Annotated in this window: 26 protein-coding genes; 5 read left to right on the top strand and 21 right to left on the bottom strand. The window is 65.1% G+C overall.

Features of this window, described 5'->3' with window-relative positions:
- Positions 1-83 precede the first annotated feature (83 nt).
- The 19 genes from P1U48_RS05600 to P1U48_RS05510 all read right to left on the bottom strand — a co-directional run bounded on the left by P1U48_RS05600 (position 84) and on the right by P1U48_RS05510 (position 17054).
- Positions 84-4004, bottom strand: coding sequence for a glycoside hydrolase/phage tail family protein (locus P1U48_RS05600; protein ID WP_301067892.1), 3921 nt, complete (start codon positions 4002-4004; stop codon positions 84-86).
- Positions 4004-4444, bottom strand: a complete 441-nt coding sequence (locus tag P1U48_RS05595; protein ID WP_301067891.1) for an NlpC/P60 family protein — start codon at positions 4442-4444, stop codon at positions 4004-4006. Before P1U48_RS05595 ends, P1U48_RS05600 begins: the two co-directional genes overlap by 1 nt.
- Positions 4441-5325, bottom strand: a complete 885-nt coding sequence (locus tag P1U48_RS05590) for a DUF2163 domain-containing protein (protein WP_301067889.1) — start codon at positions 5323-5325, stop codon at positions 4441-4443. The genes P1U48_RS05595 and P1U48_RS05590 overlap by 4 nt, the downstream gene beginning before the upstream one ends.
- A complete protein-coding gene (locus P1U48_RS05585; protein ID WP_301067888.1) occupies positions 5322-5954 on the bottom strand; it encodes a DUF2460 domain-containing protein in 633 nt (210 codons plus the stop codon). Before P1U48_RS05585 ends, P1U48_RS05590 begins: the two co-directional genes overlap by 4 nt.
- 9 nt (positions 5955-5963) lie before the next feature.
- Entirely contained in the window at positions 5964-6623 is a 660-nt protein-coding gene (locus tag P1U48_RS05580) for a phage tail tape measure protein (protein WP_301067887.1), read from the bottom strand.
- Positions 6616-6825 carry a rcc01693 family protein gene (locus P1U48_RS05575; RefSeq protein ID WP_301067885.1) on the bottom strand — a complete coding sequence of 70 codons (210 nt, stop codon included), beginning with the start codon at positions 6823-6825 and terminating at the stop codon, positions 6616-6618. Before P1U48_RS05575 ends, P1U48_RS05580 begins: the two co-directional genes overlap by 8 nt.
- A complete protein-coding gene (locus P1U48_RS05570) occupies positions 6822-7145 on the bottom strand; it encodes a gene transfer agent family protein (RefSeq protein ID WP_301067883.1) in 324 nt (107 codons plus the stop codon). Before P1U48_RS05570 ends, P1U48_RS05575 begins: the two co-directional genes overlap by 4 nt.
- On the bottom strand, positions 7145-7558 hold the full coding sequence (locus P1U48_RS05565; RefSeq protein ID WP_301067882.1) for a phage major tail protein, TP901-1 family: 414 nt from the start codon (positions 7556-7558) through the stop codon (positions 7145-7147). The genes P1U48_RS05570 and P1U48_RS05565 overlap by 1 nt, the downstream gene beginning before the upstream one ends.
- A 25-nt stretch (positions 7559-7583) precedes the next feature.
- Positions 7584-7994, bottom strand: coding sequence for a DUF3168 domain-containing protein (locus P1U48_RS05560; RefSeq protein WP_301067881.1), 411 nt, complete (start codon positions 7992-7994; stop codon positions 7584-7586).
- Complete coding sequence (locus P1U48_RS05555) at positions 7991-8326, bottom strand: head-tail adaptor protein (protein WP_301067880.1); 336 nt, start codon at positions 8324-8326, stop codon at positions 7991-7993. Before P1U48_RS05555 ends, P1U48_RS05560 begins: the two co-directional genes overlap by 4 nt.
- Entirely contained in the window at positions 8323-8913 is a 591-nt protein-coding gene (locus tag P1U48_RS05550; RefSeq protein ID WP_301067879.1) for a head-tail connector protein, read from the bottom strand. Before P1U48_RS05550 ends, P1U48_RS05555 begins: the two co-directional genes overlap by 4 nt.
- Before the next feature lie 69 nt (positions 8914-8982).
- A complete protein-coding gene (locus tag P1U48_RS05545; protein ID WP_301067878.1) occupies positions 8983-10170 on the bottom strand; it encodes a phage major capsid protein in 1188 nt (395 codons plus the stop codon).
- A 30-nt stretch (positions 10171-10200) separates the two neighbouring features.
- The gene (locus P1U48_RS05540; protein WP_301067877.1) at positions 10201-10755 is read right to left on the bottom strand and encodes an HK97 family phage prohead protease; all 555 of its coding nucleotides are present in this window, start codon (positions 10753-10755) and stop codon (positions 10201-10203) included.
- A 73-nt stretch (positions 10756-10828) separates the two neighbouring features.
- Positions 10829-11068: a hypothetical protein gene (locus P1U48_RS05535; RefSeq protein ID WP_301067876.1), complete on the bottom strand. Its 240-nt coding sequence runs from the start codon at positions 11066-11068 to the stop codon at positions 10829-10831.
- Positions 11061-12239, bottom strand: coding sequence for a phage portal protein (locus P1U48_RS05530; RefSeq protein ID WP_301067875.1), 1179 nt, complete (start codon positions 12237-12239; stop codon positions 11061-11063). Before P1U48_RS05530 ends, P1U48_RS05535 begins: the two co-directional genes overlap by 8 nt.
- A 163-nt stretch (positions 12240-12402) precedes the next feature.
- A complete protein-coding gene (locus P1U48_RS05525; RefSeq protein ID WP_301067874.1) occupies positions 12403-13812 on the bottom strand; it encodes a terminase family protein in 1410 nt (469 codons plus the stop codon).
- 420 nt (positions 13813-14232) lie between these two features.
- Positions 14233-15387 (bottom strand): endolytic transglycosylase MltG, encoded by a 1155-nt coding sequence (gene mltG / locus P1U48_RS05520; protein WP_301067873.1) that lies wholly within the window; start codon positions 15385-15387, stop codon positions 14233-14235.
- 2 nt (positions 15388-15389) lie between these two features.
- Positions 15390-16649 carry a beta-ketoacyl-ACP synthase II gene (gene fabF, locus P1U48_RS05515; protein WP_301067872.1) on the bottom strand — a complete coding sequence of 420 codons (1260 nt, stop codon included), beginning with the start codon at positions 16647-16649 and terminating at the stop codon, positions 15390-15392.
- A gap of 132 nt (positions 16650-16781) precedes the next feature.
- Positions 16782-17054 (bottom strand): DUF2312 domain-containing protein, encoded by a 273-nt coding sequence (locus P1U48_RS05510; protein WP_301067871.1) that lies wholly within the window; start codon positions 17052-17054, stop codon positions 16782-16784.
- A 131-nt stretch (positions 17055-17185) separates the two neighbouring features.
- Between P1U48_RS05510 and P1U48_RS05505 the strand changes: the two genes are divergently transcribed.
- The gene (locus P1U48_RS05505) at positions 17186-17401 is read left to right on the top strand and encodes a hypothetical protein (RefSeq protein WP_301067870.1); all 216 of its coding nucleotides are present in this window, start codon (positions 17186-17188) and stop codon (positions 17399-17401) included.
- Between the two features lie 39 nt (positions 17402-17440).
- Here the strand turns inward: P1U48_RS05505 and P1U48_RS05500 are convergent, their stop codons facing one another.
- Complete coding sequence (locus P1U48_RS05500) at positions 17441-19471, bottom strand: enoyl-CoA hydratase-related protein (protein WP_301067869.1); 2031 nt, start codon at positions 19469-19471, stop codon at positions 17441-17443.
- Between the two features lie 198 nt (positions 19472-19669).
- Entirely contained in the window at positions 19670-19879 is a 210-nt protein-coding gene (locus P1U48_RS05495; RefSeq protein WP_301067868.1) for a hypothetical protein, read from the bottom strand.
- A 310-nt stretch (positions 19880-20189) separates the two neighbouring features.
- Between P1U48_RS05495 and P1U48_RS05490 the strand changes: the two genes are divergently transcribed.
- The 4 genes from P1U48_RS05490 (at position 20190) to P1U48_RS05475 (ending at position 22439) form a co-directional block, all read left to right on the top strand.
- Positions 20190-21053, top strand: coding sequence for an MBL fold metallo-hydrolase (locus P1U48_RS05490; protein WP_301067867.1), 864 nt, complete (start codon positions 20190-20192; stop codon positions 21051-21053).
- 90 nt (positions 21054-21143) lie between these two features.
- Positions 21144-21569: a YeeE/YedE thiosulfate transporter family protein gene (locus P1U48_RS05485; RefSeq protein WP_301067866.1), complete on the top strand. Its 426-nt coding sequence runs from the start codon at positions 21144-21146 to the stop codon at positions 21567-21569.
- Positions 21569-22000, top strand: coding sequence for a DUF6691 family protein (locus P1U48_RS05480; protein ID WP_301067865.1), 432 nt, complete (start codon positions 21569-21571; stop codon positions 21998-22000). Before P1U48_RS05485 ends, P1U48_RS05480 begins: the two co-directional genes overlap by 1 nt.
- Before the next feature lie 10 nt (positions 22001-22010).
- Complete coding sequence (locus P1U48_RS05475) at positions 22011-22439, top strand: TIGR01244 family sulfur transferase (RefSeq protein WP_301067864.1); 429 nt, start codon at positions 22011-22013, stop codon at positions 22437-22439.
- The last annotated feature ends 103 nt before the right edge of the window (positions 22440-22542 follow it).

Raw genomic sequence — 22542 nt, 5'->3', positions numbered from 1 at the left:
AGTGGCAATCTAGCAGATAGGCGCGCCGGGAGACAACGCAAAGCGGTGATGCGCAAAATTCCGTTTCGAGATGTCCGAGCGGCTCAGGCCGACAGCGTCAGAACCCGAAACAAGCCGGGCCCGAAAACCGCCGAAACCTGGGCGACCTGCACCTCGAACAGGCCCGGTGCCAGCCCATCGGCGGTCTGCGTCGCCTCGGTATAGGTCCAGACCGGCGCCTCACTCTGCTCCTCGCGCAGCAGCGTGCCACCCTGCAGGATGCGCAACAGGTACAGCTCCCGCTCCTCGCCCAGCGGCACCTCCAGCCCATCCCAGCTGTCGCCCTCGATCCGGCTGCGCCGAATCCAGCTCAACCCCAAGTCGCCGCCCGACCAGACGCCGGTCAGATGCGTCGGCGCAAAGGGGCGCAGGCCGATGCCGTCAAAGGCCAGAATGTCATGGCGATAAGACGGGTCATCATAGGGCCGCTGCGCCGGGCCGCTGCGATAATGCCGGGCCTGACGGCGCTGCGCCGGACTCAGGGCAATCTGTGTCGGCCCGCCATCCAGCAGCACCACCCAACTGCCAACCGGCCAGACACTCGGCATCAGCGCATCGCTGCCAAGCTGGCCGCGCAAGCGGTGGCTCAGCAGCCAGGTCTGCGGCCCGGTCAGCACCGCGTCGCGAAACTGCAGCAGCTCCCAATGGCCCGAAGTTCCATCACCGATGGCCAGCAGATTGCCCCCCGCCAACAGGGCGTCATCGCTGATCGAGGACAGCGCCCCACTGGTCAGCCGCACGCTCACCCCCGCGCCCCGGTCGATCAACCCCGGCGGCGCCGCGCTCAGCGCCGATTGAGTCACCCCGATGGTCGCCCGCCGGGTAATCTCGGAATTCAGCACATACCCGGCATCCGCATCCGATGAATAAAGCGCCACAGTCCCCGGCCAGGGATCTCCGGTGACCGCCAGATGCGGCGCATGTGGCACCTCGTCACCGCGCATCAACGGCAGGTCCAGGAACAGCGGCAGGATCGGCACCGGCGGCACGAACTTTGCCAGCGCGATCCGATCTTCGGCGATGTCGACAGGGCGATACGTCCCGGGTTCGATCCGGACCGCCTCGATCATCTGATGGGCGCCCTGCTCGACCCGATCAACCCGGAACAGCCCAGCGCCATCCGCGACCGGCAGTTGCACCACATCGCCCGCCCCCAGATCGCGGCGCGACGGAGGCAAGGCAATCCGCACCGTATCGCGTGCCAGCCGCGCCTCTGTCAGCCAGCGTTCGACCACCTGCCGCCCTTCGCCGCGGGTCATCGCCAGCGAAAGTTCCGAAGCCGAGACGCCATGGCTGCCCTCATCCGGCATCACCGCCTCTTCGGCGACGATCGCGAAATCGGCTTCGGCCTGGACAAAGCGCAAACGCACCCGCCCGGCCAGCTCCGCCTCCGGCGCCCTGGTCTCTTCGACCCGCCCCGACAGGTCATCGGTCACCGCCAGATCATCCTCGCCCAGCGCTGCCGCAACCCGGCCCGTTCGCATCACGAACCGCAGCAGCCCGTCGCGTTCCACCGCATCAAAGCCATAGCGCAGCATCAATGGCTGCAACCCGGCCCGGGCCGTGCCGGTGTCGTCCTGAACATAGCCGCTGACATGGCCGACAAGGTCCGAAACATCGAAATCCACCAGCCCGGCGGCGCGGCAGATCTCGGCCACCACACTCGCCAGCGGCCGCCCACAAACCCGGCCGGAAATCCAATGCCCGGCGCGCCAATTCGCGCCATCGCTCCAGACCTCGTCGGCATTGGGAAAGGCGGGAAACGGGCGCGCATCCCAGGCCCAGACATGGGCGCGGCTCATGTCCACCATCGCCCCGGCATATTCCAGCGACACCGGATTATGCGCCGGGTCCGACCAATAGCGGTGCATCACCTCAAGATAACGCTGCTGGATGACATCGTCGCGCCGCCCGGTGGAAAACTTCGGTAAAGCACTTTCCGAGGATTTGGGATCGAGAAACCGGTTTGGCTGATTGGTCCCCTTGTCCACTGCCGCACAGCCCAGCTCGGTGAACCAGATCGGTTTCGACTGCGGGACCCATTCGCTCGGCAGTTCCTGGCGGATCCCGCTGATCCGGTCATGGTGGTCGTTCAACCACCAGTTGCGGATGTCCTTGTAGCGATAGACCCAAGCTTCACCATAGGCGCCGTCGCTGATCGGACTGCGGATCTGCGCCGCCTCTGCCTCGGGCGAATGATAGAACCAATCATAGCCCTCTCCGCCCTCGATATTGGCGGCCAGATAATCGGGATCATAGATGCTGCCCCAATCCGCGTCGGCATGGTCATCACCCTCGCGCCAATCCGACAGCGGCATGTAATTGTCGATGCCGACGAAATCGATATTGGCATCGGCCCAGAGCGGGTCGAGATGATAGAACACATCCCCCGATCCATCCTGCGGGTGATAGCCGAAATATTCGCTCCAATCCGCCGCATAGCCGATCTTGGCCTCCGGCAGCAGCGCCCGCACCTCAGCCGCCAGGGCCTTCAGCGCCGCCACAACGGGAAATGTGTTTGCCGCCCCGCGCACCTGTGTCAGCCCGCGCATTTCCGAGCCGATGCAAAACGCATCGACCCCGCCCGCCGCTGCACAAAGTGCCGCACAATGCAGGATGAAGCGCCGGTAGCGCCATTCCGGCGGGCCGGAATAGCTGACCGCGCCCTCTGTGATGCTGAAATCTGCCGCCGCCGCGGTGCCAAAGAAATCCGCCACCTCGCTGGCCGCAGCGGCGCTGCCATCCGGCGACCCCGGCTGACCGGGCGCCACGGAAAGGCTGATCCGCCCGCGCCAGGGCAGCGCCGGTTGGGACTCGGCCTCGCTATAGGGATCCGGCAGGGCATTGCCCGCCATCTGCTCCATCAGCAGGAACGGATAGAACATCACCCGCTTGTCGCGTGCCTGCATCGCCGCAATCGATTCAATCACCGCCGCATCTGCCGGGGTGCCACCAAAGATCGGTCGATCATCCGGGTCGCGCCCGACCAGCGTCGCCGTCGCCCGGGTCAGTCCGGCCACCTGCCAGGGCATGGCGTTGCCATCGGCCTCGGCCTGTTCGACCTTGGGGCGAATGTCACAGGCACCACAGCGCAGATCATCGCCGAACCAGCTGACAATCAATGACACGCTGTCACAATGCGGCAGGCTGGCCTCCAGCTGATCCAACGCGGTGACAAAATCCGCCTTGCCTGACGCGGTGTTCACATTCGCCATCCGCACCTTTCCCGCGCCCAGGTCAAAGCTGACCGGCGTGGTCGCCAGGGTATATTCACCACTGCCCGGCATCATCGCCACCGCGCGGATCGCCTGCGCCGGGGTTGCGGCACCATCCGCCGTATCCACAGGGGCCGGACGGATCACTTCAAAGGAAAACTGCGGCACTCGGTTGCCAAAGGCCTCCAACGCCAGATCCTCCAGCACCACATAGGCGGTGCCGCGATAGGCCGGGACCAGCCCGGCACCTTCGACCGCCTCGATCTTGGGGTCGGGCAATTGGTCCTGGCCACCGTGATAGACCCGGATCGCCGTCAGATCCTGGGCGATTTCCGCCCCATCGGCCCAGATCCGGCCAATCCCCGAGATTTCGCCCTCACAAAGCGCAATCGCCAGGCTGACCTGATAGGCATAGCTCCGGGTCTTCGGCTTCAGCGACCCGCCCTTGCCACCACCTGAGGTGCTCACGATTTCCTCGAATGCCGAGGCCCAGATCACCTGACCAGACACCCGCATCCGGCCATAGACCCGGGCCACCGGATCGCCCTCGCCAGCGCCGGTCAGGCGGAACCGGTCCACCTGACCAGTCTCGACCACATCCGCGCCCTGCCCCAGCAGCCGCTGATCGATGACCCGCCCCAGGGTCGCCCCGGCCAGCCGACCGATGGCAACCGAGGACAGGCCAAGGACGCTGCCGCCGATTGAGCCGCCGACCGCCGCGCCAACCGCTGAAAGTATGATTGTGGCCATTAGGCAAGCTCCTCGGGAAAGGCAAAACGCGCCGCGATGCGCCGCCGCCAGGGGGCGCTCAACCGGCTTTCGACCACCGCGTGACCGCTATAGGCATGAATGAAACTGGCGGCCGCGCCGATCTCGGCAGCAATGCCGACATGTTTGGCAACGCCACCTTCGCGCATCCGGAACAGCAGCACATCGCCCGGCGCCTGATCGTCGGGCACCTTGCGCCGCAGATGGCGCAGAGCGGCCCGCAGCAGCGCCTCATCGCCCTGCGGTTCCGACCAATCACCGGTATAGGCGGGCACCACCTCCGGTTCGGCGCCGATCACCTCGCGCCAGACCCCGCGCAGCAGGCCCAGGCAATCGGTGCCCGCCCCCCGGGTCGAGGCCTGATGCACATAGGGCGTGCCGATCCAACCACGGGCGGCGCTGACAATCTGCGCGCCGCTCATCTGCGGCTGCCGCCGGTTGCCGCGCCATCACCCGACGGATAGGCCAGCATCCAATCCTCGCCCGGGATATCGGGAAAGCCGCGAAAATTCAGCACGTTGTTGAATTTCAACCGGCAGGTCTCAAAGCGTTTGTCACAGCCCGCATCCAGCCGGATCATGTCGCCCGGCGCAACCGCAGCGCGCAGCGGCTGCCACAGTTCAATCACCCGACGCCCGTCGATGAACCGATCGCGCTTGATCGCGCCGCTCAGCCCCTTGGCCTCGCCGCTCAGCAGTTCCACCCGGCCACGCTGGAACCAGCCGATATCAAAACCCGGCAGGCTCTCGAAACTGAATGTCAGCCGCGCATCGACCACCTCAACCGGCCGCTCGGAGCGATAGCCCGGCACCGCCAGATTGACCCCGCAGGCGGCATCCCCCAGCACGGCCGGACAGGGCTTTTGATAGACCCGACCCAACGGGCGGTTCAGCGCCTCGGTCAATCCCCGCAACTCGGCATGGAACGCCCCGCCCGCCCGGCGGATTTCCCCCAAGGTCGCACGAAACACCAGCTGACGCTGATCGGTGTCGGCCCAATTCACCAGCCAGGCGGTCAACTCGGCCGCATCAAAGCGCCCGGCCTCGATATCCGCCTCGCTCAGCGCCGCATCGCTGAGCGCGCCCAGCGCCTCGCTGTTGTCCACCGCCAACCCAGTGCCCTGTTGCAGCGCCGTGGCGCTCAGCCCGGTGTCGGCGCGATAAACCACCCCGCCCAGGTTCAGGTCGAGATCGTGATCGGTAAAACCCAGCACCACGCCGTCCACGCGCCGGATCTGCCAGGCATGGCAAAGCGTCGTCGCGCCAGTGTCCAGATGCGCCTTGAGACCGGAGTGAAAACTCATACCCGCACCTCGACCACCGGCACGCTGGGCACATCCCCGGCCCGGAACGAGGCAACCGAGACCTGGATACGGTCGGTATCAAACCGCACCGGCACGTCGAATTCGAACCCAGCAGTGATCTCATCCCCTGCGGCAGGCACCTCGGTCAGGGTCAACAGCCCGGTGTTGACATCCACCTGGTAATGCACCCCCTCCTGCAGCTCATCCCCCGCCACGCCGACACGCACCGACCCCAGCACCGGTTTCTTCAGCGGCCGCAGATAGCTCTGCTCGCCCGAACGATAGCGTTTGGCCAGCTGGAATACCTGCGTGGCGCCATCGGCTTGGGCAATCACCTGGTCATCGAACGCCACCGCGCCATTGGCGCGACAGGATTTGAAATCCGCCCAATCCTTCCAGCGAAACCCGAACATCTGCCCCTGCCGCGCCTCGAAAAACGCAATCAGTGCCTCGACGTCGTCGAGCGAACGCATCGCCACCCCGGCGTCATAGCGCCGCCGGGCATGGGCCCAGGGAGTGTTGCGCTCTTCAAAGCCATTGGCCAGCGTCACGATATCGGTGCGCCGCTCCGGCCCGCCGACCGAGCCAAAGCTCAGATTCGCGGGAAACCGTACGTCATGGAAATTCATCACAGCCTCCTAACGGTTGCGTTGGCCACGGCTCAGAGCCCGCCCCATCTGGGCGGCGATCTGGCTCTGCGAACGGCGGAAACCCTCGGCGTCCGGGGTCTGGATATTCATCACGACATTGACCGAACGCCCGCCCTCGGAACGCACCCCGAGCCGCCCGTCGCTGCCGCGCGACAGCGGCATGATCGCCTCTGGCCCGGCCTCGCCCATCAAACCGCTGCCGCCTCTCATCGGAAACGCCACCGGCCCGCTGACCACGCCACCCTGGGCAAAGGGCATCACCCGGCCCTGGCTGAAAGGCGCCCCGTTCTGAAACGGCAACAGCCCCTGCACCAGGCTGCCAACCCCTTGGGCAATCAGCCCGCCGAACTGATCTGTCACCGGTTTGACCGCCGCCGAATAGGCGGTGTTGACCATGCTGTTGGCGACGCTCCGCAGCGCGTCCGAAAGCTTCATCCCGTCGAACACCACCCCGTCAAAGGCCCGTCGCAAACCCTGGCTCAACCCCCGCTCCAGCGTCGCGACATCTTTGCCGGTCTCGCTCATCGCCGCGCGCATCCGGCGCAATTCGCCGTCAAACGCCGCCGCCATATCCGCAGCCCCGCCCAGCGCCGCGTTCAATGCCTCGGCTTGGGTTTCCAGATCACCCAGGTTATCGATCTCATCCATCTTCCGGTTCCTTCTCCGCCTGCACGTCTGGATAAGCCGCCAGCAACGCCTCAAGCCCGGCGCGACGCAGCGATCCGGCCTGCGCCGCCTCACCCAGCAACAGCCGCAATTCCGCCGGGGTCAGCCGCCAGAACGCCTCGGGCTGCAACCGCAACCCGCGCAGCCCCGCCGCCATCAACAGCGGCCAGTCAAAGCCGCTCATCCGGTCTCACCCGGCACCACAAAGGCCCGCGCCAACAATTCCGCCGCCGCCCGCGCCGCCGCCATCGGCCCGCCCTCGATCTCGGCATTCATCAGCACCCCGTCCTCACCCTGCCAGCCACCGCCGCGCAGCCCGGCCAGGATCAGCGCCATCACATCGCGGCTGGAAAATCCGCCAGCCTCAAACCGCTGCACCAGCGCCACCAGCGAGTCCGCAGCCAGCGCCACCTCAAGCTCGGCCAGGGCGCCCAGCGTCAGTTTCAACACCCGCCGCTCACCATCGATGACCAACGCCACCTCGCCTGCCCAGGGGTTCGCCATCAGAGCGCCGTGAATGTCAGCGCCCCAGCTGAGGCCAGTGCCAGCTCATAGGTCGCCTCACCGTCATGCACCCCCGCATATTCGACCGCTGTCACCTGGAACGGCCCCTCGACCACGCCGAAATCAGGGATGATCACTTGAAAATCAGGGGTTTCGCCGTCAAAAAAGATCTGGCGTGCCCGTTCGTCGCTGCCCGCGTCCTTAAACACACCGGCGCCGCTGATTGCCGCCGACCGCACCCCGGCTCCAGACAGCAATTCGCGCCAGCCGCCCTGACTTTCCAGGCTGGTGACATCGACGCTTTCGGCGTTGAAAGATATCCGCGAGGCACGCAGCCCCGCCAGGGTCTCGAACTGACCGGCATCGGTCATATCCACCTTGATCAACAGATCCTTGCCGTTCTGGGCCGCCATCTCGTTTCTCCGTTCAAGTTAGGGTTCACTCGTCGTCCACCCGGGCGCGAAAGGTCATGTCGATGCGCCGCAGCTGGCCACTGTCATCACGTCGCGCCCGTGCCTTGAGAAAGCTCAGCGCGACGATCCGCCCCCGGTCCAGCGTCGGCAGCCCGGCACCGATCGCATCCGACACCGCCCCGGCCACCGATTTGGCGGCCTGAAAGCCATCCGCCGCGGTCACCACCGACACGGTGAAATCATGCTGAGCGCCACGCCCACTCTGATCCGACCGGTCGCGCACCAATTCCGGGCCGAGGGTCACATAGGTCGCCGGGACCGCGCCCTCGGGCGGGGCGTCAAAAATCGCGCTGCCCACCAGCGCCGTCAAACCGCTGTCTCCCGACAGCGCCTGAAACACCGCCTTTTGCAGTGCCGGGGAAACCGCATAGCTCATGCAAGTGTCTCCTCATTGGCGAAACAGGTCAGAAAGCGGCCATCGGGATCGCGTTCGGCCACCGCCTCGATCCGAAACACCCGGGCGCCGTCGCGAAACCGCTGATCCGGGCGCGGCCGCGCCGTCGCGCCCATTGGCGCGGCGCGAACCACAATGCGATAGCTGACCCGGGCCAGAACCAAACCGGCACCATCGCGTTCGCGCCCGGTGCGCGGGCTGACCTCGGCCCAGAGCCGACCCAGTTCCCCCCAGCTTTCGACAAAGCCTCCGGCCCCGTCCGACACCCGCACCGGTGCCTCCAGCACCAACTCCCGGTTCAGCCGCGGCATCATTGGCCTGCCCCCACCCGGATATTGCGATAGCGCGCCAGCAGCGCGGTCACCCCGAACGGCATACAGCCTTCAGCCAGGGTGGTTTCGCTGCGGAACTCGTAATAATGCGTCGCCAACAGCATCACCGCCTGCCGCAGATCGGCGGGCAGATCCGTCCAATCCGGTCCAAACCCGGCGGCAAAACTGAACACCATCGCACCGCCATCCGGAATGCTCGGCAACAGCGCCCCCACCGGTTCAATCCGTGGCGCATGCAGATCGGGCACCAGACGATAGAGGCCCGGGTCGATCACGGTTTCGCTCTGATCGGCGTCCACCCGCCGCATCTCGGCAATCGCCGCCACCGGCGCCACCGGCAGCACATGCCGCACCGCCGATCGCCAGCCGCCCACCCGCCAGGTGAAATTCCGCGCGATCAGGGCCTTGCCGGTGCGCGCCTCGACCGCAGCCAAGGCCGCGCGCAGAAACCCCTCCAGCACCTCGTCCTGCACCACATCGGTGGCAAAGCCGGTGCCCAACCGCAGATGGCTTTTGAACGCCGCCACCGGCAAAGCGGCGAGCGGCACTTCATTCACTTCGTTCAACATCCCGAACCCTCACTTGTGCCGCGCCCGTCGGAGCGGGCCACACTATGTGCGGCCCACTCTGTTCCCCGATCAGGAAACGCCGAATTTCAACAGCTTGATCGCGGCAAAATCGCTGACGTCACCGCCGACACGCTTGGTCGCGTAGAACAGCACATGCGGCTTGGCGCTGAACGGATCCCGCAGCACCCGCAGGTCGGGACGTTCGGCAATGGTGTAACCGGCGCGGAAATCACCAAAGGCGATGGCATGGCTGTCGCTGGCGATGTCCGGCATGTCCTCGGCGATCAGCACCGGATAGCCCATCAGCCGTGCCGGTTCGCCCGCCGCCAACCCATCGGCCCAGATGAACCGGCCGTCATTGTCCTTCAGCTTGCGCACCGCGCCCGCCGTCTTGGAATTCATCACGAAGGTGCCATTGGCCCGGTAACGGGCGCCGAGAGTATAGACCAGATCGACAATCGCATCGCCGGGATCGGTTGCATCGAAATCGCCATCGGTGCCGGTCGCGATATATCCCACGCTGTCCCAGACCCAACTGCCATTCGCCACCTTGGTGTGGTTCAGGAACCCGGTCGGCTTGTCCGACCCATTGCCACTGACAAACGCAGAGGCTTCGGCCCGCAGGAACTTGTCGGCAATGCGCCCGGCCAGCCAGTTTTCAATGTCAAAGGCACTGTCATCCAACAGCCGCTGGCTGACTTTCGGCAGGGCCGACAATTCGAACAGCGGAATCGAAATGCGGTCAATCGACGGGGTGCCGGTCTCGGAAACGCTGGTCTCGCCCGACCAGCCCGAACCGACATCGGTGTGGTCGATCAGCACGTCATAAGAGGTGGCCTCGACCGTCACCACATTGGCGATCTGGCGGATCGAGGCGGCGCTCGACAGCACCGATTGGATCGCGTCCGAGGTCTGCGGATCGACCAGGTAGCCGCCGTCGCCAGCCACGGAGGTACTCATCGCCTTGCCTTCCAACTCAAGCCCGCGCAGCGCGTCGTCGTCGCCCGAACGCAGATAGCCGGCAAAGGCCTTTTGATGCGGCGCCTCGGCCTCGGCGGCGGTGGCGAGCAACGGGCGCATGGCCCGATGGGATTTTCGGTCAAGCATGGTCATGCGGTCGTCCTGTTGTTGAAGTCGTTCCTGAATATCGTCTCGGAAGCCCTTGAACTCCCGGATAAACTCGGCCACCGCGGCCTTTGCGCCTGGCATCGGGGACACACCTTCCCCGGCCCGAGACGCGCTCTCGGTTGATGTCATTGTTCGCCCCTTGCTAGCTGGGTGGCGGGCCTAGTCGCCCCGCCGGTCAAGCCGCAGCGCCCGCAGGCCCGCCGCCATTTCACGCCAGATCTCGGCACCGGGATCCTCGCCCTTTGCCGCGACCCGAGCACTGGGCAGCATCGGAAAGGTCACCAACGACACCTCCCAAAGCTCCAGTTCGGTCAGGAGCCGTCGGCCCCCGTCATCCTTCTGCGCCCGCCGGGTGCGATAGCCGATCGACAGCCCGTCCAACGCCCCGGCACCGAGCAGCGCAATCGCCTCACGACCACGCGCCACCGTGTCGAGAATTCGACCCTTCACAAAAAGTCCGCGGGCATCCTCTCGCACCTCGTCCCAGATCCCGATCGGCTGGGCCGGATCATGCTGCCACAGCATCTTGATCCGTCGCCCCTGCGCGGCAATCGAAGCAAGCGAGGCCGCATAGGCCCCGGCCTGCACCACATCACCGCCCTGATCCGCCGTCCCGAACAGCGAGGCATAGCCCTCGATCACCTGGCCATCGACAACACTGATCTCTGCGCCCAAAGCCGCGTATTTGCGTTCCAACCCGGTCGTCATTTCCATGCTCACCCCTCCGCTCGCGCCAGATTTTTCGACGGAAAATCTGCACAAAAGTTTTGGCAAAACTTTTCGCCCCTCAGGGCAATTGTCCCGCCACCGACTGAAACGCCTGCGCCAAGATCACCCCGACGACACCGTAAACAGTGACCCACAGCCGCCGCTCCAATCGCTCGATCATCATCTCCAGCCGGTTCTGTCGTTGCCTCAGCCCGTCGATCTGCACCCGCATCAGATGTTCATGCGCCTGCAAACGCAGACCCGGTGCGCATTCGAAAGGTGCCAAATTCCAATCACCTGCCGGGCGCTCCTCACTCATCGACCGGCTCCGCCGGCAATCCCAACAGCAGTCGTTTTTCCCGGTCGGTAAGGAACCCGGCCCCGGCCACCCGTCGCCATTGCGCATCCCGCTCGACGGCCAGGGCCGGCACCTGATCCAGATCCGGTTTCAGCTCCAGCGGCTCCCCGGCAAATCCCGACAGCCATTCGGCGACGCTGGCCGCCACCCGCGTCGCCAGCGGCAACACCGTCTGACGATAAAACGCCCGGTTGGCCTCCTGGTAATTGGCATAGGTTGCCTCGCCCGGGATGCCGATCAACATCGGCGGCACCCCAAAGGCCAGCGCGATCTCGCGCGCCGCGGATTCCTTGGTCTTCTGGAATTCCATATCGCTGGGGCTGAACCCCATTGGTTTCCAGTCCAAACCGCCTTCCAGCAGCATCGGCCGCCCGGCATTGCGCGCGCCCTGGTGATGGCTCTCCATCTCGACCACCAGCCGGTCATATTGATCCGCGCTCATCGCGCCCTGCCCTTCGGCGCCGCGATAGACGATCGCCCCCGAAGGCCGCGCCGCGTTGTCCAGCAGCGATTTCGACCAGCGTGAGGCGCTGTTGTGCACATCCACCGCCTGCGCCGCCGCCTGCATCGGGCTGAGCCCGTAATGATCATCCTGCGGGTGAAACGATTTCAGATGACAGATCGGGCTGCGCCCGCCGCTGACGTCAAAGCGGTGCTTGCGCCCGCCCACCGCGTATTCATAGGCCACCGGCCAACCATCGGCCCCCGGCAGCAGCCGCATCCGGTCCGAGCGCAGCACATGCAGCTCCACCGGCACCCCGTCCTCGCCCGCGACCGCCTCAAGATAGCCATCTCCTGAGAGCAACAGCTGACCAAAGAGCGATTCAAACAGCTCCGCCCGGCCCTGCGCCGGATTCGGCGCCCGCACCAGGTCGAGCACCGGATGGGTGTCAAACCGGTTGCGCCCGTTCTGCAGCACCAGCGGCAAGGCGGCGGCGGCTTCGGCGATCATCTTGACCGCCCGGAACCCCACCGGATTGCCGACAAAACCGCTGCGGGTCAGAGACGCGATATCCCGCGGGCTCCACGCCACCCGGCCCGAGCTGGGCCAGGCCACGACCCTGCCGCTCGCGCTGGCCTTGACCTCAGGCACGGCCATCGTGCCGCGTCGGAAATAGTCGATGACACTCATCCACGCCTCCTTTGCCGTTTCCCGCGAACCGCTGATGCCCCGCATCGCTGCGCGTCGCCCCGGTCCAGATGACCGTGTGAAAGGGTTATCGGCTGATTTGATTAAAATGCCTTCAAGCCACCGAACGGTGCCCCGACCACGGCCTCTGGTTCCGCCCAGCGGCTCAGAGCGCCCGCACCTGCGGTCGCATCCAATTGCCACCCGGCACGATCATCAGCTCGTGCAACGCCCAGACCAGCGCATCCAGCCGGTCCGGCGACCCCTTGCCCTGATAACCGCCCACCGACATCGCACACAGCTGATCCTCCAGCGCCCCGAGGCCGCGCACATGATGCACCCGCCCCTGTTCGTAGAGCGCCGCCACCGGTTCTGCCCGCGCCGCCTTGCCACGGCTGGCATGAACCTTGCGGATCGGCGCCATCGGATCGATCTGGCGGATCACGCTTTCCACCAGATCGCCGCCCTGATTGACCTCGGCCACCAGCCGCTCCGCCCCGTGCCGCCGCATCGCATCAACCGCCGCCTCGGCCCAGGCCGAGGGCGAGGCCGCCGACAGGCTGGCATCTTCCAGCACATAACAACGCCAATTACGCACATCGCCACGCATCGTCACTCCGGCAACAATGATCCCACACTCATCCGATCCGGCATGGCCGCTGACCGGCGGATCGATGGCGACCACCACCCGGTCGAGTTCGGGCACGATATCCACCGCCTGCCGCTCCAGCGCCTCCAGCCTCCACAGCGCCCCCTCGACATCGTCCAGCAGCAGCCCCTCCAGCTCTTGTCGCCCCAAACGGGTGCCGTCATAGCGCGCCTTGACCTCGGCCAGAAAACTGTCGGCGAGATTGGCGCGGTTGGCCTCGGTCGGGGCATGGGTGGTGACCGTCGACGGGCTGTCCAGCAACGTCTTCAACACCCGCACATTGCGCGGCGTGGTGGTCACGCAGACCTGGGGATCATCCCCCAGCCGCAGCGCGAATTGCAGCATGTCCCAGGCCTCGCGCCCACGCCGCCACTTGGCCAGCTCATCGACCCAGGCGCAATCGAACTGCGGCCCGCGCAGGCTTTCCGGGTCATGCGCTGAAAACAGCCGTGCCTCGGCACCGTTCGGCCAGACCAGCCGCTTGCGCACCACCTCGTATTTCGGGCGTCGGTCCGGCGGCGAACAGGCCATAATGCCGCTGTCGCCAAACACCATGACATCGCGTGCCTGCTCGATGGTCTCGGCCACCAGCGCCACCCGCTGACAGCGCCCGGGATCACCGGCTCGTGGCCCCTCGACCTGCGCGCGCACCCATTCCGCCCCGGCCCTGGTCTTGCCGGCACCGCGCCCGCCCAGAATCACCCAGGCACGCCAGTCCCCCTCGGGCGGCAATTGATGATCCATCGCCCAGAATTCGAACAGGAACGGCAACGCCATCAGCTCGGATTCATCCAGCCCGTCCAGAAATTCATCCTGAAGGCTGACATCGGCGGAGGCGATCCAGGCGGCACCGGATCGAAGCCCGGGCCCCGTCGAGATCGAGGTAGAACTGCCCGCCGCCTTCACCGTTTTTGCGTCTGATTTCATTTAACCTCGCCTCCGTATCCGCTGCGCTCTGCAAAAATTGCCGCACGTCCCTCAATGTCTTTTGTGCCTCAGCCGGGGCCAGACCATCGTCATCCCGCGCCCGGGTCTGCAGCCCGACCATCTCGACCTTCAGATCCTGCAATTGCTGCAGGATGATATCGATCTCCAATTCCAGCCATTTTTCATCCGACCCGTTTTGCCCAGTGACCAAACGAAACACCCCCCAAGATGGTTGTTCCCCGTGCGGCAGAACAAAAAAACGGCCACGGGGAATGAACCCCGGGCCGCTTGCCCATTTCTTTCAGCATGGCCCAAGTGATACCTGGAACCGTGCCAAAAGTCAAGAATTCAGAGGTTAACCAAACCTTGTAAGGAGCCGCAACATATACGAAATATCAAGATTATCCTGAACGAGACGCGCTATTGCTTGCTGCGCTCGGCCTCGATCTTGCGCCAGTTGGCGACATTGCGATTGTGCTCTTCCAGGGTGGCCGCAAAGGCATGGCCACCGGTGCCATCGGCCACAAAGAACAGGTAATCGCTGTCCGGCGGGTTCACCGCCGCCTCCAGGCTGGCGCGGCCGGGATTGGCGATCGGGGTCGGCGGCAGCCCGGTGATCACATAGGTGTTGTAGGGCGTCTCACGGCGCAATTCGCTCTGCCGCAATCCACGCCCAAGCACCTCCTTGCCGCCGGTGATCCCATAGATCACCGTCGGATCGGTCTGCAGTTTCATCCCACGCCGCAGCCGGTTGACAAAGACGCTGGCGACCAGCCCGCGTTCTTCGGCCACCCCGGTCTCTTTTTCGATGATCGACGCCAGGGTCAGCGCCTCTTCCATCGTCGAAATCGGCAGATCCTCGGCGCGTGATTCCCAGGCAGCGGCCAGCAGCGCCGCTTGCGCCTCGCCCATCTGGGCCAGCAGCGCAGCGCGCGCGGCACCATTGCGCACTTCATAGCTGTCAGGTGCCAACATGCCCTCGGCCGGGATCTCCTTGACCTCACCGCTCAGCACATCAAAGCGCGACAGCGCGTCAACCACCTGCCAGCTGGTCACCCCTTCGGCCAGGGCAATGCGATAACGGGTGTCGGCGGCCTGACGGACCTTGCTGTATTCCTCGGGCACCTCGCCGTCGGCAGGGGAAAACTCTGCGGTTTCCACAAACCGGTTGGTCGCCGGGTCGAGCTCGCGCACCTCGATTACCGACCGGGTGACACCAATACGGTAGACCACCTCGATGCCGCAGGTGCTGGCGCCGCCACGGGTGACGATATCGACGATCTCCTCCATCGAGGCGCCGGACGGAATCAGGAAACTCCCGGCCTTCAGATCATCCGATTTGCCGGCATAATCGGCCCCGATGCGAAACAGCGGGCCGCTGGAAATCGCGCCGCTTTCTTCCAGGTCACGGCTGATCCGCGCCATGTTCGAGCCACCCGGAACCCGCAAACAGATCGCCTGCGCCAGAGGCCCGTCAGAGCTGTATTCGTTCTTGCCCCAGAGGATCACCCCGCCCAGCAGAAACGCCGCCACAATCAGCAACGTAAAGGCGTTCGAGGCGACAGCTCGCCACATGTTCAGCGTTCCTTTCCGAACACCAGGCTTGCATTGGTGCCACCGAATCCAAAGCTGTTGGACAGCGCCACGTCGATCTTGCGTTCGCGTTTGGCATTCGGAGCCAGATCAATCGTGGTTTCCACCGCCAGATTGTCCAGGTTGATCGTCGGCGGCGCCACCTGGTCACGGAGCGCCAGGATCGAAAAGATCGCCTCAATCGCGCCGGCCGCGCCCAGCAGGTGGCCGGTCGCCGATTTCGTCGATGACATTGTCACCGTGCTCGCCGCCTCGCCCAGCAGCCGCTCCACCGCGGCCAGCTCGATCACATCGGCCATGGTCGAGGTGCCGTGGGCATTGATGTAATCGACCTCGCCCGGCGTGATTCCGGCCCGCTTCAGCGCCGCGGTCATCGACCGGAACGCCCCGTTGCCATCCTCAGAGGGCGCCGTGATGTGATAGGCGTCACCGGACATGCCATAGCCCAGGTATTCGCCATAGATCTTGGCGCCCCGTGCCTTGGCATGCTCGTATTCTTCCAGCACCACAACGCCCGCGCCCTCGCCCATCACGAAACCATCGCGATCCGCGTCATAGGGGCGGCTGGCCGCCTTCGGGTTGTCTTTGTACTTGGTCGACAGCGCCTTGCAGGCGTTGAACCCGGCGATACCGATTTCGCTGATGCTGGCTTCGGCGCCACCGGCGACCATCACATCCGCATCATCCCACTGGATCATCCGCGCCGCATCGCCAATCGCATGGGCGCCGGTTGAACAGGCGGTGACCACCGCATGGTTCGGGCCCTTGAAGCCAAAGCGGATCTGCACATGCCCGGAAATCAGGTTGATCAAGGCCCCGGGGATAAAGAACGGCGACACCCGTCGCGGCCCGCGCTCCTTGATCAGCACCGCGGTCTCGGCAATGGAGTTCAACCCGCCGATGCCGGAGCCGATCATCACCCCGGTACGCAGCTTTTCCGCCTCGGACAGGCCTTCGATCCCGGCGTCGCGCACCGCCTGATCGGCGGCAGTCATGCCAAACAGGATGAAATCGTCGACCTTGCGGCGTTCCTTCCGCTCCATCCAGTCGTCGGGATTAAAGGTGCCGTCGCTCCCGTCGCCATGAACCACTTCACAGGCGTAATCGGTAGCCAGATGGCTGGCATCGAACCGCTCAATGGTCCGCCCCCCCGATTGCCCGGCTAGAAGCCGTGCCCAGGTTTCTTCGACCCCGCAGGCCAAAGGCGTGACCATTCCCAGCCCTGTAACGACAACTCGACGCATATACTGCCCCTCCCGGTAAACTCCGAACGCTATTACTCTGCCTTGACGCCGAGGGGCAAGAGCAGCGAGCGGCGAAACCATGTCACTGGTATCCCACCCGTCGGTTTGCGCACATTGCCAGGCACTGCTGGCTCAGCCCATGCCCAACGCTTCTTTGTACATTTCCAGAACCGCCTCTTCCTCGGCGATGTCATCCTTGTCGCGCTTGCGCAGGGCGATCACCTTGCGCAGAACCTTGGTGTCATAGCCGCGCCCCTTGGCCTCGGCCATCACCTCTTTCTGCTGATCAGCGATATCCTTTTTCTCGGCTTCCAGCCGTTCAAACCGTTCGATGAACTGCCGCAGCTCATTTGCGGTCACCCGATAGGTTGCATCGCCTGGGGTCTCGATCACACCGTCGTTCATCCGGTTCTCCTGCCTGTTCGAAAAAGAGCCTTCTCCTATCCGAATCGATCCCCGTCCCGCAAGAGGCATGCTTGCATCGACGCCGCACTTCGCTTAGGCGCGGGGCCGTCGGGACATTGGGGAAACACACGATGGATATCTTGATCTGGGCCGGTGCGCTGGTGTCGCTGCTGGGGCTGTTGGGATTGTTCTGGTCGATCCTCAAGGTGCAGCGCGCCCGGCGCGCCAAACTCAGCGACGAGGAGCTGCGCGCGGCGGTGCAAAAGGCGCTGCCGCTGAACCTCGGCGCATTGTTCCTGTCGGTGATCGGGCTGATGATGGTGATCGTCGGCATATTTCTCGGCTGAACCCCGCACCGAAAGCCTGAGTCGAGAGCCGGCACCAGGTCAGCCGTTCAGATCGTCAAAGCTGCGTCCGTCCTTGTGCAGCTGCACAATCAGCGGATGCTCTTGCCACAGGTCCGGGTCCAGCGGCGCCAGCGCCTTCATCGCCCGCACCAGGGTGAACAGCCCCAGCATATCCGCCGCCTGCATCGGCCCGCCCAGGGTGCGCGGAAAGCCATAGCCCTGCACCATCACCACATCCAGCGCCAGCGGCCGCGCCGCTATGCCCTTGTCCAGCAACCTGGCGCCCTCATTGACCATGGCGGCCAGCACCGCGGTCCAGATCTCGCCACCGGTCCAGGGATGCGCGCCGGGGGCCGCGCCGCCGCGCGCCTCGTTGACCAGACTGGCCAGGGCGTCGGATTCGCTGTCATCATCCTGACCGGTGTTCAGCCGCAACCCGGCCCGCGCGATCAGGCTCGACAACCCGTTTGAGCGCCCGCGCCGGTCCTGCCGGTCGGCATGGGCATCGCCATCCATATCCGACAGCATCGGATAGGCCCCCCGGATCAGCCCGCGATGATGCAGCGCCGCATCAATCGCGCGGGGCTCCGCCCCATAGCGCACCAGCGCGTCCGCAGCATCCAGCAACGCCCCGGCCATCGCCGGCCCGGCCAGGCCATCTGAGGGCGTCACCCGCACCGCCATCCGGCCCAATTGCACCATCAGCTGCCGGGCCCGGGCAAAGACCGGCTTTGACACCGCAGCCGTCGCCACCAATTCGGCCAGCCGCGCCGAATAGGAGCGCGCGGGCAGATGCAGGCCGACAACCCGACCGCGCAACCGCTCCGGGGCCAGCGCTGCGACATCGAGATACCTTGTGGTCGACAGGATCAACGCCCCCGGCCCGGCAACCGCATCGATCTCGGCCAGCGCTGCGCGCTTCACCTCGATATCATCCACCGAAACATCGAAAATCACCTCGGCCTTGGCCAGATCGCCCGGTGCCGCCACCGGCACCAGCCGCTCCAACGCGCCATCCAGCGCAGGTGCGCCCAGCCGGCCGCCCCGGGACGCCAGGTTTTCACGCAGAGCCGCGTCAAAGCGGCCCGCCAACAGCGAATCCGGCTCATAGGGCATCACGCTGATCCCCTGCGCCAGCAACGACGCCACCAGCCGCGCCGCACCCGGCCCCGTCCGCCACAGCCCGACCAACGCCACCGGCGGCGCGTTGATCCCGGCATTGACCCGGGTTTCGGCCACCGCAATATGACGCATGCCGCGCGAGCGCTCCGAGGTCGCCAGTTCGGCGAACAGATCCTGTTCCAGGGTCATCCCAGCCTCAAAGGGAAACAGCAAGGACGCCTCGACCGACTGGATGATCGCCTCGGCGATCGGGTTGGCCGGATCGGGCAGCACCGCGCGGCGGCGGTTGACCTCGGCCTGAAAGGCACCCGGATCGGCAAAGCCCAGCACCCGGTCGCAGCTGCGCGGCCAGGCCCCGACCTCGGCCAGTTCCAGGGCGATCTGGCGGGCGGCTTCATCGGCACGCTCGGCGGGCAGAACGGCGTCGAAAAGTGGCGCCACCACAGCCGATTCAACCCTCAAGGACCGGCCCGACAGCAATAGCGTCAGCGCCCGTTCTGCCCCCAGCAAGCGCGGCAAGCGCTGCGTCGCCCCGGCCGAGGGCGGCAGGCCTATGTGCAGGTCACGAAACCCGATCAGCGTCTGATCAACCGCCACCCGGCCATGGGCCGCCAGCGCCAGTTCCGCCGCCGCGCCCAGCACCTGGCCGCTGACCAGCGCAATCACCGGTTTCGTCATGTTCTCAATGGCTTCGGCCAGATCAACCGGCGCCGGAATCGCCAGTTCAGAATCGTATTCGCGCGGATTCACCAGACCGGGAAAGCCGCCAGCCCCCCGCCCGATCACCACCGCCCTGATCGCCGGATCGGCGGCGGCATCGGCCAGCGAAGCCATCAATCCCTGGCGGATCCGCGGTGACAGAACATTGGCAGGCGGGTGATCCATGGTGATCACCGCGACCGGGCCTTCCTTGCGGATTCTGACTGTCCCTGAAACTTTCCCTGACACCTGGCTGCCCTCTTCCGCCGCCTCGGGCCGGGTCCGCTAGGCTGCAGCGCGGCTGCACCACCGGTTGTCCGACGCGAACAAACGCTGCGAGCCTACCGCCTCTGTCAAAGACCGCAAGACCCCAGGTCGCGCAGGAGGTGTTTGGACGAAAGCCGCGCCCGGTCCGCCACACCCGGCCCGATGCGGCGGACCCGATGTTCAGACCGGCAGGTTGTCGAACTGCGCCTCGATGGCCTCGTTGGTCAGCTCTTCTTGTAATTGGCGCAGCTGGCGCGGAATACCGGCGCTGGTCAGGGCATAGCGCCCGACAATCTTGTGCAGACGATCCAGATGGAGGTGGCGGGTTCCCGGATCCGCGGCGGCGATCTCGGAAATAACTCTCTGGGCATTGGCTTCAAGGTCATACATCTGCAAGTTCCTCCTATGTGCCAGGACCAGCGCAAAGCGCTTTGGCGGACACCCCCAATGGTCTGCGACGCAGGCGGCAGAAGAATTAGCCGCCCCTCCTCGGTGCTATCGCATGGGTTGTATGTAAAGGGTGAACGCGGCCCGAGCAATGCGGCAATTTCCGCCATGCGGTTTATCCACAGGTTCTTGCCTCGCATTTGAGGTAAATGAGTGGATACCCGCCGCCCGCGCACAGGAAATCGGCAAGGATGGGCTTGCAACACATTCCGCAAATGATATATGTCAGCGGAACCATTCTGGGGGATGAAAAATGAAACCCGACGTCACCGCATTTTTCGACGAAGCGACCAACACGATTTCCTATGTCGTCCGTGACCCACAGGGCAGTGCCTGCGCGGTGGTCGATTCCGTGCTCGACTTTGACTATGCCTCGGGGCGCACTGACACCAGATCGGCAGATGCAATCATCGCTTTCATCAAGGAGAAGGGCTGGGATCTGCAATGGCTGCTGGAATCCCATGTCCATGCCGACCACCTGTCCGCTGCGCCCTATATCCAGGACGCGCTCGGCGGCAAGATCGGCATCGGTGAACGGATCACCGTGGTGCAGGATACCTTTGGCAAGGTGTTCAACGAAGGCACCGAATTCCAGCGCGACGGATCGCAATTCGACCGGCTGTTTGTCGAAGGCGACAGTTTCCATATCGGTCAGTTGCGGGGCGATGTGCTGCACACGCCGGGCCATACCCCGGCCTGCCTGACCTATGTGATCGGCGATGCCGCCTTTGTTGGCGACACCCTGTTCATGCCGGATTTCGGAACCGCGCGCTGTGACTTCCCCGGCGGCTCGTCCGAGACCCTGTACAATTCGATTCAGAAAATTCTGGCCCTGCCGGATGAGACAAGGATTTTTGTCGGCCATGACTATAAGGCGCCGGGCCGCGATGCCTATGCCTGGGAAACCAGTGTCGGTGAGCAAAAGGCGCTGAATATCCATGTCGGCGCTGGCAAATCGGCCGAGGAATTCATCCGCATGCGCGATGCCCGCGACGCGACCCTGGCGATGCCCAAGCTGATCATCCCGTCACTGCAGGTGAATATGCGCGCCGGTCAGATGCCGCCGCCGGATGAACAGGGCGACGTGTTCCTGAAGGTTCCGGTCAACAAGCTCTAAGTATTTTTCCGCTCCCCGCGGCGCCTGCCCCCTCCGGCGGCGCCGCAAATCGTCCCCCCTCACGTGTCCCTTCGCGGACAAGGATTTTACATGCAACCTGAATGGATCATGGGCCTCATCGGCGGCCTGGTAATTGGCGTGGCAGGTGCCGTCTACCTGCTTGGCAACGGCCGAATCATGGGCGCCAGCGGCATCATCGGCGGGCTCGTCGATGGGTCCGGCCGGGGCGGCAATACCGAACGCGCCGCCTTTGTCGCCGGGCTGTTCGGCGCACCGCTGATCGCGACGCTGTTTATTGGCACACCGGACACCCATGTCAGCACGAATCTGGCGGTGCTGGTCGCCGCCGGGCTGCTGGTCGGCATCGGTACAAGGATCGCCAATGGCTGCACCTCCGGCCACGGCGTCTGTGGCATCTCGCGGCTGTCATTTCGCGGCATGATCGCCACGGTGTTCTACATCCTCGCCGGCGGGCTGGTGATGGTTCTGTTCCGTCATGTTCTGGGAGTCGTGTGATGCGCAATCTGCTCGCCGTTGTGGCTGGAAGCCTGTTTGGCATCGGCCTGATGATTTCCGGCATGACCGACACCAGCCGAGTTCAGGGCTGGCTCGACCTGTTCGGCCAATGGGACCCGACGCTGGCCTTTGTCATGGGTGGGGCAATCCTGCCGATGATGGTGGCCTGGCGCCTGACCCGGCGCGGTCGACCGCTGGCCGGTGGCACATTCCCACCGCCGCCGCTGCCCGAAATCGACCGCAAGCTGGTGATCGGATCGGTCCTGTTTGGCGCGGGTTGGGGGCTTGGCGGGCTCTGCCCCGGACCCGCGGTCGCCTCGCTGTCCTATGGCGGCGTTGGCGGGCTGACTTTCCTGGTCGCGATGCTGGTCGGAATGTGGGTGGCACCGCCCCTGCGCAGCCGACTGGACAGCGCCGTTCCCGCCGAATAAGGCTAGCCGCATGGACATTCGCACACTCACCCCCCGCTATGCCGTGACGCCGCAGATCACCGCCGAAGACATCGACGCGATCAAGGCCGCCGGCTTCACCCGTGTGATCTGCAACCGCCCGGATGCCGAGAACCCGCCTGACCTTTTCGCCGCCGAAATCGAAGCGGCGGTGCGGGCTGCCGGGCTCGAGTTTGTGGCGTTGCCGCTGACCTATCCGACGATGACGCCCGAGGCGATCGCCCAGCATATGGCGGCGCTCGAAGCCGATGGGCCGGTGCTGGCCTATTGCGCCTCCGGCACCCGCTGCACCACGATCTGGGCGCTGGGGCGCGCCGGTCAGGGAGCGAATGTGGATGACATCCTCGCCGCGGCAGCTCGCGCCGGATATGATCTGGCGTCACTGCGTCCGCGACTGGACGATCTCGCCGCCTCGGCCTGATCGGGCTATTCGATCAGCGACAGGCCAGCCCGTGGCACGGCGGCAAAACCGGTGGTTTCGCTGTCCTGCCCGGCCTGCGGATCCGGCAGATCGTCGGCACCGC

Origin of the sequence: Pseudooceanicola sp. (assembly GCF_029213205.1) — a bacterium.
Classification (GTDB): Bacteria; Pseudomonadota; Alphaproteobacteria; order Rhodobacterales; family Rhodobacteraceae; genus Pseudooceanicola.
Note: the sequence above shows the minus strand (reverse complement) of the source record. Positions and strands in the feature narration are given on the sequence as shown.